The following is an 11,520-nucleotide window of genomic DNA, read 5'->3' on the forward strand; positions in this document are numbered from 1 at the left end:
TTATACGCTCTGTTAACATGAAAGAAGTCATTCGCTTTCAACCGCTTTACCAAGACCGCGTCTGGGGCGGTCGGGTTCTGGAAACCGCTCTTGGGCGCACCTTGCCGCGCGAGGGCCCGATCGGAGAAAGTTGGGAGGTGGTGGACCGTCCGGAGGCCCAGTCGGTTCTGGTCGGCGGTGCGTTGGACGGGGTGAGTCTACGCGACGCCATCGCGCGCCATGGTGCCGACCTGATGGGGCCGGACTACCCGGTGGATCGCCCGTTTCCGATTCTGATCAAGTGGCTCGACTGCCGCGAACGGCTCAGCCTGCAGGTGCATCCGCCGGCGGAGATCGCCCCGGCGATGGGCGGCGAGCCGAAGACGGAAAACTGGTATATCGCCGAGACCTCGGGCGATGCCGGTCTGATCGTCGGCCTGAAAAACGGCGCGACCCGCGGCTCGTTTGCGGCGGCGTTGGTGGACAACACGCTCGAGTCCTGCGTGCACCGTTTCCCGGTGCAGGCGGGCGATTCGATCCTCGTGCGCAGTGGCACGGTGCACGCTATTGATGGCGGCAACCTCATCCTGGAGATCCAGCAAAATTCCGACACGACCTACCGCGTCTACGACTGGGGCCGCATGGGTCTCGACGGCAAACCGCGGCAATTGCACATCGCGGAATCGTTGGCGTCGATCGACTGGGACTTTTTTGAACCGGAGCCGATTCGGGCAGTCCGCGAGGCCGCGGTCATCGCCGACAGTCAGGAATTTCGCATCCGTCGCGTGCCCTTGGCCGCCGGCGAGGCCGTGAGTTTCTCAGCGGGCGAACAACCGCGGCTTGTCAGCGTCGTCAGCGGTGCGGTCACGATTAACGGTGCTGCCGGTGACACGCTCACCCAGGGCGACAACGCCCTGTTGCCTTACGCGGGCGACTTCACGCTCACGGCGACAGAAGAGGCGCTGCTGCTCATCACCGAAAACTTTGCCTGAGCCTCGCCGGCTCGCCGCCGCCTCCTCCGCATGCGCCTGACAACCCGCCCCTCCGTTCGTGGTGGTGCCCTGGGCAAACTCATTGTCTTCATGGCGGTGGTCGGCGCCACGGCGACGCTCGGTTGGATGCTGCTGTTGCCGGTGGGCATTGAGCGCGTGCTGGTGTCGCGCAGTGGCTTTGCGACCGACATCGGTCGCTTGGCGGTCAACCCCTTCTCTGGACGTTTCAGCGGCGGCGAGGTGGCGATCGACAACCCGGGCATCTGGGGCGGAGGCCCCTTTGTCCGGCTGGCGCAGTTCTCCGGTCGGCTGGAGCCGCTCTCGGCCACCCGAGAGGAACTCGTGCTCGATGAGCTGACCGTCGAGATCGATCACTTGGTCGTCATCATCGCGCCGGACGGCAGCACCAACGCGCAGGCCTTTGGTGAAGGCTTTGCCCTGTCCTTGCCGCCCGAGGTCGGCCCGGTGTCGCGCCGCGCGGTGGCCGGATTCCCGGGGCTCGGCGAGGGACCGCAGTCGGTGCTCGTGCGCCGCCTGCACCTGAAGGTGGGGTTGGTGGAGGTGCTGCAACCCGGGCACGCGACGCTCGAGCGTCTGGCCGAGCAGCTCGAGTTCGAGGGTGACTATCAGAACGTGCGCCGCTGGGAGGACCTGCTCTCGACGGAGCTGGTGACGCGTCTCGCGAAATCGCCGGCGCTGTGGCGCGCGCTGCTTGCCAGTGATGCGATTTCAGGCGACGAGGCGGGCGGCAATGCCCTGCAAAGGCTCCTGCAGAAAGCGGGCGGCGCGCTGAATTCCTTCTTCCGAACACTTGAACAATAGGCCGAGGCATAGCTTATTGGGCGCTTTGCAATGAACGATACCGCGTCCAAGAACGATTCCACCGAGCCCCAAGAGCCCGTCTCCACGCCCGAAACCAACGGCGCCGAGGCCTCGCAACCGGCCGCCGAACCGACGCCGGAAACCGCGGCGGAGGAGACCACCGAGCCGACCCTCGAAGAGCTGCTCGAGAAAGCGCGCCAGGATGCCGCCGCCGCCAAGGAGGCGCACCTGCGTGCCGTGGCCGATCTCGAGAATTTCCGTCGTCGCACCGCCCGGGAGCGCGACGACCTGCGCGCTTTCGCGGCCGCCAACGTTGTCGAGGAACTCATGCCGGTGCTCGACAACCTCGGTTTTGCCCTCACCGCCGCCAAGGCGCCCAACGCCGAGCTCAAATCGCTGGCCGACGGCGTTGAGATGGTGGCCAACCAATTTAAATCCGCCCTCGGCAACCACGGCCTCAAGGAGGTCAGTCCCGCCGGCGAGACCTTTGATCCCAACCTCCACGAAGCCATGTCGCAGCAAGCCAGCGAAGAGGTCGAGGAGGGCAAGGTGATCCAGGTCATTCGCGTCGGCTACACCCTCAACGGTCGGCTCCTGCGCCCGGCGTCGGTCATCGTTTCCGGCGGCCCGGCCGCGGATGACGCGAAAGCCTGAGCCCCGCCCGTCCCCACCACACCATGGCGAAAACCGATTATTACGAGCTGCTCGGCGTCTCCCGCGACGTCTCCGAAGGCGACCTCAAGAAGGCCTACCGCAAGCAGGCGGTGAAATACCACCCGGACAAAAATCCGGGCGACGCCGCAGCCGAGGAGAAGTTCAAGGAGATCTCCCACGCCTACGAAGTGCTCAAGGACCCGCAAAAGCGCGCGGCCTACGATCGTTACGGTCACGCCGCATTTGAAAACGGTGGCGCCGGGGCCGGTCGTGGTCCGGGCGGCATGGGAGGTTTCGGTGGCGGCGGCGGTGGTTTCCACGACCCCTTCGACATCTTCCGCGAAGTCTTCGGCGGCGGAGGTGGTGGCGGAGGCGGCGGCATCTTCGACGAAATGTTCGGCGGAGGCGGCGGTGGTGGTTCCGGTGGCCACGATGGCTCGGACCTGCGCTACGACCTCGAGATCTCGCTCGAAGAGGCGGCCAAAGGCGTCGAAAAGGAACTGTCCTTCCGCAAGGCCATGGCCTGCGAACGCTGCGATGGCAGTGGCGCCGAGCCGGGCTCGAAGCGCGTCACCTGCCCGACCTGCGGCGGCGTTGGCCAGGTGCGCCGCAGTGGCGGCATCATCACCTTCCGCCAGACCTGCCCGACCTGCGGCGGCTCCGGCAGCAAGATCGAAAAGACCTGTGCCCGCTGCCGCGGTGAAGGTCGCGAAGCGAAGACCGCGAAGATCAACGTCAAGATTCCGCCCGGCGTCGACACCGGCTCGCGCCTGCGCTCCGTCGGCAATGGCGAAGCAGGCGTCGCGGGCGGCCAGCCCGGCGACCTCTACATCGTGCTCTCGGTCAAAGATCATGAGATCTTCGAACGGCACGGTCAGGACCTCTTCTGCGAGATTCCGATCAAGTTCACCTTGGCGACGCTCGGGGGCACCATCGAAGTGCCGACCTTGTTCGGCAAAGCCTCGCTCAAAATCCCGGCCGCAACCCAGAGCGGCACGACCTTCCGCCTGCGCGGCAAGGGCATGCCCTCACTGCGCAGTGGGGGCGCTCAGGGCGACCAACTCGTGCGCGTGCACGTCGAGGTGCCGAAAAAGCTGACCGACGAACAGCGTCGCCTGCTCGAGGAGTTTGCCAAGGTCAGCGGCGACGCCGATCAGCCGACCGAAGAAAGTTGGTTCGAGAAGGCGAAGAAGTTCTTCTGATCCGTCACGGTTCTCTGAATACGAAACGCCGGCCCCGCGGGGCCGGCGTTTTGGTTTGGATCAAGCTAACTCAACGAGCCGAACGGATTCGGTCGGGCGAATTCAGAAGGCCCAGGCGACGCCGATTGCAGCGCCCCAGTCGCCCCCCTCGATGTTGCTCACTTCCACGTAAGGGAGAAGCTTGTCGCTGGCGCGGTAGTTGAGGCGCAGGGTGCCGTCGAAGGAGCCTTCGTCGGCATTGTCGAAGGAGGCGTCGTAGCCGGTGCTGAGCACGGCGGTGAACTTGGCGCTCAGATCGAACTCCGCGCCCACTCGCGCGCCCCACATCCAGTCGTCGTCCAAGGGAGCCGGCAGCCAACCGTAGCCGAGCGACACAGTGGCGAAACCGCGGGCGGCGGCGAAGTCCTGCCACGCGGTGGCGCTGACTTCGAGCGTGGTGGCGTCGACGGACGAGTTGGCCTCGACCCAGCTGTGGGTGAGCGCGGCACCGAGATCGAGGTTGGTCGAGATGGGGAGGTTGGCGCTGAGGTTGGTCGCGTAGACATTGAGGCCCGAGTGGTTCGGGTTGACGAAGCCGAAACCGAGTTCGGCGACGCGCACGCCGCGGAGGCTGGCGTTGACCGCCGGTGCGGTGCTTTGCGCGAAGACGGAGCTGCTCACCACCGCGGCGGCGATGAACGAACCGAAGAGTTTATAAGGATTCATGGATTATTTTCTGTTTTAGGTTTTGAGTCCGAATCGCAGATCCGGGGGGCGTCGTCGGTAGGGCCTTCGCAGCGGCGTTCAATGAAAATAATTTATGACAAGGGCGGAACATTGTGGTGACGGCGAAGTCGCCGGCCGTTGATTCAAGGGCTTACGCAAGTCGCTGTTTGGCAAAAAAATGCGGGCAATTGCGCGGATCGAAACCGGTGTAGCAGCAGCTGATTTGCGACACCGATGAATGGGCGATCGGCATTGCCATGCGCTGGCAAGCGGGCCGGTCTTGCGGGATGCGCGTAGTCATTCTCGGTTCCGGTCGCGGCTCCAATGCCGATGCCATTCTTGGCGCCCAACAGGCGGGTCAACTCGGGCGGGCCGAGGTGGTGCAACTCATCGTCGATCAGCCGCAGGCCGGCATGCTGGCGTTGGGCGAAAAATACGGGGTGCCGGCGCGCTACCTCGATCCGGCGCCGTTCAAGACCAAGCTCGAAGGCGCCGGGGAGGACCTCTACATTGAGACGATCGCGGCGCTGCAGCCGGACCTGATCGTGCTGGCCGGTTTCATGCGCGTGATCAAACCGCGTTTCATCGCGGAGTTTGCCGGTAAGATCATCAACCTGCACCCGAGCCTGTTGCCGAGTTTCCCGGGCCTCGACGGCATCGGGCAGGCTTGGCGCCGGGGCGTGAAGGTGTCCGGCTGCACGGTGCATTACGTGACCGCCGAAGTGGATGGCGGTCCGATCATCGATCAGGCGCCGGTGCACATCGATCCTTCCGACACGCTTGAGACGTTTGCCCAAAAAATCCACGCGGCGGAGCATCAACTCCTGCCGGCGGTGATCGCGCGGCTGAGCGAAGCTTGCGCCGACGAAGCAACCGACCGCTAACTACTGGCCATGGCGCACAAAGTTTTCATCGACGGTTCCGAAGGCACGACCGGGTTGCAGATTCACGAGCGACTCGCCGATCGCCCGGACTTGGAGCTCATCACGATTGACCCCGAGTTGCGCAAGGATCCGGCCGCGCGCGCGGCGTGCCTTAACGCGGCCGATGTGGCGTTCCTCTGTCTGCCCGATGACGCGGCCAAGGAGTCGGCCGCGCTGGTCACGAACCCGGATACGGTGGTGATCGACGCCAGCACGGCGCACCGCGTTGACCCGGCTTGGGCCTACGGGCTACCGGAGCTCGGCCCGGCTTTTCGGGAACGGCTGACGACGTCGAACCGCATTGCCAACATCGGCTGTCATGCGGGTGCCTTTCTGCTCGGCATCACGCCGCTGGTGAACGCCGGTATCGTGCCGGCGGATACGCGCTTGAGCTGCTTTTCCATCACCGGCTACAGCGGCGGCGGGAAGAAAATGATCGCGGAGTTCGAGGCGCCGGATCGCTCGCCGAAACTGGACAGCCCGCGGCCCTACGCGCTGGGGTTGAAACACAAACACCTGCCGGAGATGACGAAGCACTCGGGGCTGCGTTTTGCGCCGCTGTTCAATCCGGTCGTGGGCACCTTTCGCCAAGGGCTCGCGGTGACGATGCCGTTGGCGCTGACCGAGCTGCCGGGCGCGCCGACGCCGGCGACCGTGCACGCGGCGCTGAGCGCGGCCTATGCCGGACAGACTTTTGTGCAGGTGCTGCCGCTCGGTGATGCAGCGGTGTTGGACGGGGGTTTTCTCGACGTGCAGGCTAATAACGGCACCAACCGTGCCGATGTGATGGTGTTTGGCCACGAGGAGCAGGCGGTGGTGATCGTGCGCATCGACAACCTGGGCAAAGGCGCTTCGGGTTCGGCGGTGCAGTGCATGAACCTGCGGCTCGGGTTGGCGGAGGACACTGGACTCACGGTCTGAGGCCTGCTGTAGTTCCGCGCATGCCCCAGCCCCCGCTCAGCCTGCCGGAAGAAATCATGCTCCTCGCGCTCTCGCGCCAAACCGGCGCGATCAAGGGCGGGCAGTGGTTTGATCAGCTCCTGGCGGGCGCCGTCCTCGCGGAGGCGTTTGCGCAGGAGAGGCTCAGCCTGGCCCGCGAGGGGAAAAAGCACTTTGTCGTCGCCGCGCCGTTGAAGCCGACCGGCGATGCTTTGCTGGACGAGTGGCTGCAGAAGATCAAAGCGTCAGCGAAACGGCGCCAGCTCGACCACTGGTTGAACAAGGTCGCGGGAACGCGGGACTTGAAGCATCGCATCGCCCGGCGGCTGCAGCAGCGCGGCATCGTGGGTGCCAGCGAGGAAACCGTGTTGTGGCTGTTCACGCGAAAGCGCTACCCGGAGCTCGATTCGAAACCGGAAGAGGCTTTGCGGGCCCGTTTGCACGCGGCGATCTTCAAGGATGGCGCGAAGGTCGACGAGCGCACCGCGGTGCTCGTGTCGATCCTGCATCGGGGAGACATCCTGAAGCGGATTTTTGGGGCGCGGGAAATGCGGAGTCGCAAGAAGCACCTCCAGGCCCTGATCGCATCCTCGGTGATCGGCCAAACCACCGCCAAGGTCATCGAGTCGATTGAGGCGGCGTTCGTCGTCGTGATCGCGGCTTCGGTGGCGGCCTCGGCGGCGAGCTGATTCCACGACCATGGTGCGACCCGGTGTGACGCAGCAAAGGCGGATTCTGATCGTCGAGGACGAGCCCTCGATCGCCGACACCTTGGTGTATGCCTTGCGGACGGAGGGTTTTGAACCGGTGCATTGTCTGACGGGTGGAGAGGGGCTTGAAGCGGTGGCGGCGGAGGAGCCGGCTCTGGTGTTGCTCGATGTCGGTTTGCCGGACGTGAGCGGCTTCGAATGGTGCAAACGAGTGCGGCGTAGCAGCGATGTGCCGATTATTTTTCTGACGGCGCGCAACGATGAGATCGATCGCATCGTGGGCCTCGAAATCGGCGGCGACGATTATGTGACCAAGCCCTTCAGTCCGCGCGAAGTGACCGCGCGGGTGAAGGCGATCCTGCGGCGCGGTCGTTTGAGCGAGCGGCGTGAAACGGCGGCGGCGAAGGACGGCGCCGATCAGATCGCGATCGACGAAGATGCGTGCGCGGTGCGTTTCCGCGGGGTGCGCCTGGAGCTCACGCGCTACGAGTATCGATTGCTGGTGGTGCTGGCCCGGCGACCGGGGCGGGTGTTTTCCCGCGACTCCTTGATGGCGGCGGTGTGGGAAGATCCGGGCGCGAGCATGGATCGCACGGTGGACGCGCACATCAAGATGTTGCGGGCGAAACTGCGTGCGATCGACGAGTCGGTGTCGCCGATTCAGACGCATCGCGGTTTGGGCTATTCGTGGAGTCCGGAGACCGGGAGCTGAGATGAAGATCCGCACCGCCATCTTCGGCACTTACGCGATCGCCTCGGCGGTCGGGTTGGCGGTGTTGATGCGGTTCGTGTTGGCGGAAGTGCGACCGCGCTACGTGTCGTCTTTGGAGCGCACGATGCAGGAGTCGGCCGATCTGGTGGCGGCGGCCTTGGCGTCGCGACCGCGGTCGGATTGGCCCGGGGTCTTCGCGCGGATGGCGGCGGTGCGGACGGGCATGCGCTTGGAGATCGAGGATGCGATCGGCGAGGGCTTGTTTGATTCGCGGCCGCAGATGGCGCCGCAGGTGTCCGCGGACTCCTCGAGTCAGCGCTTCAAGAGCGCGAAGGCCGACCTGAGTTACCTGATCGATCGCGAGCGTTTCGTGGACGACGGGTGGCTACGGGTGGCGGCGGCGGTGGAGGACGAGACCGGCCATCGCGGTCGGGTGATCTTGTCGCGACCGCTGCGCACAGTGAACGCGCTGATCTGGGAAGAGCGCAAGAAGCTCGCGGGCGGCGCGACGTTGGTCTCGCTGGTGATGCTCGGACTCGGGTGGTGGTTGGCGAATAAACTTACGGGTTCGCTGGAGCGGCTCGCGGCGTATGCGGTGGCGGTGCGCGATGGCCGCAAAGTGAGTCCGCCGGCGTCTCGGGCCTTGGAAATCGAGGCCGTGGGCGAGGCCTTTGAAGGCATGCGGCGGGCGCTTGAGGGCAAGGACTACATTGAGCACTACACGCACAGTCTGGCGCATGGATTGAAAGCACCCCTTTCGGGAATTCGGGGTGCGGCCGAGCTTTTGCAGGAACATCAAATGGGCGAGGCAGACCGGCAGAAGTTTTTGGGCAACCTGCGGGCGGAGGCGGATCGTCTGCATGGCATCGTCGATCGCATGTTGCGGCTGACCGCGCTGGAGGCGCAGCGAGGGCTGGAATCGCGCGATCGGGTGCCGGTGGCGGAGGTGGTGACCGAGGCGGTCGGGACGCTGGAACCGGACGCGCGGTCGAAGGGGTTGAGCTTGAATGTCGAGCTGAACGCAGCGGCGGCGCTCTGCGTGGAGGGCGAGCGTTTTCTCCTCGTTCAAGCGGTTGTGAATCTGGTGCAAAACGCGATCGCGTTTTCCCCGGCCGCAGGCTGCGTGGCGATCACGGTGCGGAGCGAGGCAGCGTGGGCGGTGATCGATGTATGTGACGACGGACCGGGCCTGCCGGACTTCGCGAAGGAACGCGTGTTTGATCGCTTCTACTCGCTGCCGCGACCGGACGGTGGACGGAAGAGCACGGGGCTCGGACTGAGTTTCGTGAAGGAGATCGCCCAATTGCACGAGGGCGAAGCCGGGCTCGATAACCGACCGGAAGGCGGCACCCGGGCTTGGCTGCGGCTGCCGGTGGCGGTCTCCGCGTGACCGAGGTGTGACCCAATGTTCGCAATACGAACATTGGCTGGAGAGGATTTCTTGGGGATTTCATCTTCCTTTCACATGGGTTTCTTGGAAGGGAGCCATGATGGTGGTGATGAATGCCACACCGCCTCCGCCCCTGCCGACTGATGGTTCGGCGCATCGTAATCCTGACTCGTCGGCGCGTCGCCGATTGGCGATCAAGTTGCTCACCATCGCGACCGCGATCGTGCTGCTGCAGGTGCCGTTGTGGTGGGTCGAGTCGAAGCGCGTTGAGCGGGCGCAGCGCAATCAGGATGTGGTGAACGAAATCACCAAGGCATGGGGCGGTCCGCAGCGGGTGTTGGGTCCGGTGCTGAGTGTGCCGGCGCGCCGGTTGGGCGAGGGCGCGGCAGAGTCAGGCGACGTTTGGCTGCGGTTGGCACCCGCCGAGTTGCGGGTGGGTGGCGAGCTGATGCCGCAGGAGCTGCGGCGCGGGATTTACCGGGCGCAGGTCTACACGGGGCGGCTGCGTTTTAGCGGGCGATTTGAATGGCCGACGGACTGGGATGCGTCGCGTTTTGCGGTGGATTGGGCGCGGGCTGAGTTGATGTGTCCGGTGGGCCACGCGGGTGGGTTGGACGTGGTCGAGTCCTTGAATTGGTCGGGGCAGGAGGTGGCTTTGGATGGCGGGACCGGCAGCGAAGTCTGGCCGGTAGGCGTGCACGGCGTCGTGCCGGTCGCGGCGGGCGAGCGGGCGTGGACCTTCACGCTGGCGCTGGCGGTGAACGGCAGTGGTTCGCTGGAACTGGCCCCGCTGGCGCAATCGATGAGCGTGGCGCTGCAGTCGCTCGCGACTGCGCCGAGTTTTGTCGGTGCCCGTTTGCCGAGCAATCGGGCGGTGACCGAGGACGGGTTTCAGGCGACTTGGGACATCGGGCCGCTGGGCCGTAGCGTGCCGACGGCGTGGGTGGGCGAAACCGGCATGGACTGGCGGATGGACGCGAAGCTGCGGGAGGCCGCTTTTGGCGTGAGCCTGCTGCCGGGGGTGACCGACTATCGCGCGATCGAGCGGGCGGTGACCTATGGTATCCTGTTTTTGGTGACAGTGTATGCGGGGTATTTTCTGTCCGAGATGATGGGCGGTCGTTCGCTGCACCTGCTCAACTACCTGCTGGTTGGCGCGGCGTTGTGCCTGTTCTTCCTGGCGCTGCTGTCGCTGGCAGAGCTGACGGGATTCGGCGTGGCCTATGGGGTGGCGGCGGTGGCAACGACTGGATTGATCGTGAGCTACTCCCGGGCAGTGCTGGGCGGGGGGAGGCAGGCGGGCGGCATGGCGGTGTTGTTGGGTGGTATTTTCGCCTACCTGTTTCTCGTGCTGCGGCTCGAGGACCTGTCTCTGGTTTCGGGCACGGCGCTGTTGTTTGTGCTGCTGGGCGGGGTGATGTATGCGACGAGGCATCTCCAGTTCGATGAGTTCGGTCGATTGCACGACGCGGACGCGGGGCGGAGGGGGCGGGCGTGAAGGTCTACCGGTTGCCCCGCCTGCGGTGCGCGATGCTGGGCCTGCTGCCGGTGCGATTGGCGCGGCGGCGGGCGCCGACGCGAGACGGCTTGTCAGTTCAGGTGCGCGCCGTTCTCGTCGCCCCATGAGTCTTTGGGAAATCAAGGTGCCGCTGGCGGTGGAACAGGTCGACGCGACCGACGACGTGTTGTTGGAGCAAGGCGATGAGCGCTGGAGCGTGATGCACGATGTGCTGATTCCGGCGGCGTGGGTCGTCGGCGTGTTTGAGAGTCGGGCGGAGGCGGAAGCGGGCTGGTCCGGGCTGGCGCCGTCGATCACGGGCGCGGGCGAAATGGAATTGCGGGAGATGCCCGACGAAGCGTGGCGCGACGCCTACAAGCTGCACTTCAAACCGTGGCAATGCGGGACCTTGCATTGGGTGCCGGTGTGGGAGCGCGAGACCTATGCGCTGCCGGAAGGCCACGTGGCGATCTGGCTCGACCCGGGCATGGCTTTTGGCACCGGCAACCACGAGACCACGCGACTGTGTTGCGAGCGTTTGGTGGAGTGGGCGAAGACGGCCAAGCCGGACGCTCGGGTGATTGATGCGGGTTGCGGGTCCGGTATCCTGGCGATCTCGGCGGCGCGGCTGGGATTTCGTGGCGTGCGGGCCTTCGACAACGATCCGGAGGTGTTGAGCGTGTGTGAGGAGAACGCCGCACTGAACGGTTTGGGAGCGGCGATCACGTTTTACGAAGGCGATCTGGTGACCGGGTTTGCCGGTGAGCCGGGCGACCTGGTGATGGCCAATATCCTCGGTCACGTGCTCATGCAGTTTGTGCCGGAGTTGGTGAGCGCGGTGGCACCGGGTGGGTTGCTGGTCTTGAGCGGCATCCTGGCGCCCGAAGTGGAGCAGGTGCGCGACGCGTTCACGGCGGTGGTGCCGGATTGGCGGACGGAAGTGCGCGTGATGGGCGAATGGGCCGATGTGGCGCTCTGGCGTCCCTGAATGCCG

The 11,520-nt window shown here is 65.2% G+C and carries 12 protein-coding genes; 11 read left to right on the forward strand and 1 reads right to left on the reverse strand.

Annotated features, from left to right (window positions below; genetic code table 11):
* The first annotated feature begins 17 nt into the window (after nt 1–17).
* From AC0MRV_RS03610 to dnaJ, 4 genes are read left to right on the forward strand one after another with little or no spacing between them, the layout of a single operon-like run.
* Nucleotides 18–971 (forward strand): type I phosphomannose isomerase catalytic subunit, encoded by a 954-nt coding sequence (locus tag AC0MRV_RS03610; protein ID WP_472763066.1) that lies wholly within the window; start codon nt 18–20, stop codon nt 969–971.
* Between the two features lie 30 nt (nt 972–1,001).
* Nucleotides 1,002–1,793 carry a hypothetical protein gene (locus tag AC0MRV_RS03615; protein ID WP_472763067.1) on the forward strand — a complete coding sequence of 264 codons (792 nt, stop codon included), beginning with the start codon at nt 1,002–1,004 and terminating at the stop codon, nt 1,791–1,793.
* Between the two features lie 30 nt (nt 1,794–1,823).
* On the forward strand, nt 1,824–2,447 hold the full coding sequence (gene grpE, locus AC0MRV_RS03620) for a nucleotide exchange factor GrpE (RefSeq protein ID WP_472763068.1): 624 nt from the start codon (nt 1,824–1,826) through the stop codon (nt 2,445–2,447).
* A gap of 23 nt (nt 2,448–2,470) precedes the next feature.
* Nucleotides 2,471–3,649 carry a molecular chaperone DnaJ gene (gene dnaJ, locus AC0MRV_RS03625; RefSeq protein WP_472763069.1) on the forward strand — a complete coding sequence of 393 codons (1,179 nt, stop codon included), beginning with the start codon at nt 2,471–2,473 and terminating at the stop codon, nt 3,647–3,649.
* A gap of 102 nt (nt 3,650–3,751) precedes the next feature.
* Here the strand turns inward: dnaJ and AC0MRV_RS03630 are convergent, their stop codons facing one another.
* The gene (locus AC0MRV_RS03630; protein ID WP_472763070.1) at nt 3,752–4,354 is read right to left on the reverse strand and encodes a hypothetical protein; all 603 of its coding nucleotides are present in this window, start codon (nt 4,352–4,354) and stop codon (nt 3,752–3,754) included.
* A gap of 287 nt (nt 4,355–4,641) precedes the next feature.
* On the opposite strand from AC0MRV_RS03630, the gene purN reads away from it, so the two are divergent.
* From purN to AC0MRV_RS03665, 7 genes are all read left to right on the forward strand, one after another.
* Nucleotides 4,642–5,238: a phosphoribosylglycinamide formyltransferase gene (purN, locus tag AC0MRV_RS03635; RefSeq protein ID WP_472763071.1), complete on the forward strand. Its 597-nt coding sequence runs from the start codon at nt 4,642–4,644 to the stop codon at nt 5,236–5,238.
* A 9-nt stretch (nt 5,239–5,247) separates the two neighbouring features.
* Nucleotides 5,248–6,198, forward strand: a complete 951-nt coding sequence (gene argC / locus AC0MRV_RS03640) for an N-acetyl-gamma-glutamyl-phosphate reductase (protein WP_472763072.1) — start codon at nt 5,248–5,250, stop codon at nt 6,196–6,198.
* Between the two features lie 20 nt (nt 6,199–6,218).
* On the forward strand, nt 6,219–6,905 hold the full coding sequence (locus AC0MRV_RS03645; RefSeq protein ID WP_472763073.1) for a GOLPH3/VPS74 family protein: 687 nt from the start codon (nt 6,219–6,221) through the stop codon (nt 6,903–6,905).
* A 10-nt stretch (nt 6,906–6,915) separates the two neighbouring features.
* A complete protein-coding gene (gene creB / locus AC0MRV_RS03650) occupies nt 6,916–7,638 on the forward strand; it encodes a two-component system response regulator CreB (RefSeq protein ID WP_472763074.1) in 723 nt (240 codons plus the stop codon).
* Nucleotide 7,639: 1 nt separating this feature from the next.
* Complete coding sequence (locus tag AC0MRV_RS03655; protein WP_472763075.1) at nt 7,640–9,028, forward strand: ATP-binding protein; 1,389 nt, start codon at nt 7,640–7,642, stop codon at nt 9,026–9,028.
* A gap of 109 nt (nt 9,029–9,137) precedes the next feature.
* Nucleotides 9,138–10,526, forward strand: a complete 1,389-nt coding sequence (gene creD, locus AC0MRV_RS03660) for a cell envelope integrity protein CreD (protein WP_472763076.1) — start codon at nt 9,138–9,140, stop codon at nt 10,524–10,526.
* A gap of 124 nt (nt 10,527–10,650) precedes the next feature.
* Entirely contained in the window at nt 10,651–11,514 is an 864-nt protein-coding gene (locus tag AC0MRV_RS03665; RefSeq protein ID WP_472763077.1) for a 50S ribosomal protein L11 methyltransferase, read from the forward strand.
* Nucleotides 11,515–11,520 lie beyond the last annotated feature (6 nt).

Origin of the sequence: Actomonas spartinae (genome assembly GCF_051209155.1) — a bacterium.
Lineage (GTDB): Bacteria > Verrucomicrobiota > Verrucomicrobiia > Opitutales > Opitutaceae > Actomonas.

Excerpts from the sequence above, each read along its gene's own strand:
- creD (WP_472763076.1), top strand. The coding sequence starts at position 9,138 with ATGAATGCCACACCGCCTCCGCCCCTGCCGACTGATGGTTCGGCGCAT.
- dnaJ (WP_472763069.1), top strand. The coding sequence starts at position 2,471 with ATGGCGAAAACCGATTATTACGAGCTGCTCGGCGTCTCCCGCGACGTC.
- AC0MRV_RS03655 (WP_472763075.1), top strand. The coding sequence starts at position 7,640 with ATGAAGATCCGCACCGCCATCTTCGGCACTTACGCGATCGCCTCGGCG.
- argC (WP_472763072.1), top strand. The coding sequence starts at position 5,248 with ATGGCGCACAAAGTTTTCATCGACGGTTCCGAAGGCACGACCGGGTTG.
- AC0MRV_RS03615 (WP_472763067.1), top strand. The coding sequence starts at position 1,002 with ATGCGCCTGACAACCCGCCCCTCCGTTCGTGGTGGTGCCCTGGGCAAA.
- AC0MRV_RS03630 (WP_472763070.1), bottom strand. The coding sequence starts at position 4,354 with ATGAATCCTTATAAACTCTTCGGTTCGTTCATCGCCGCCGCGGTGGTG.
- AC0MRV_RS03665 (WP_472763077.1), top strand. The coding sequence starts at position 10,651 with ATGAGTCTTTGGGAAATCAAGGTGCCGCTGGCGGTGGAACAGGTCGAC.
- AC0MRV_RS03610 (WP_472763066.1), top strand. The coding sequence starts at position 18 with ATGAAAGAAGTCATTCGCTTTCAACCGCTTTACCAAGACCGCGTCTGG.
- grpE (WP_472763068.1), top strand. The coding sequence starts at position 1,824 with ATGAACGATACCGCGTCCAAGAACGATTCCACCGAGCCCCAAGAGCCC.
- creB (WP_472763074.1), top strand. The coding sequence starts at position 6,916 with ATGGTGCGACCCGGTGTGACGCAGCAAAGGCGGATTCTGATCGTCGAG.
- purN (WP_472763071.1), top strand. The coding sequence starts at position 4,642 with ATGCGCGTAGTCATTCTCGGTTCCGGTCGCGGCTCCAATGCCGATGCC.
- AC0MRV_RS03645 (WP_472763073.1), top strand. The coding sequence starts at position 6,219 with ATGCCCCAGCCCCCGCTCAGCCTGCCGGAAGAAATCATGCTCCTCGCG.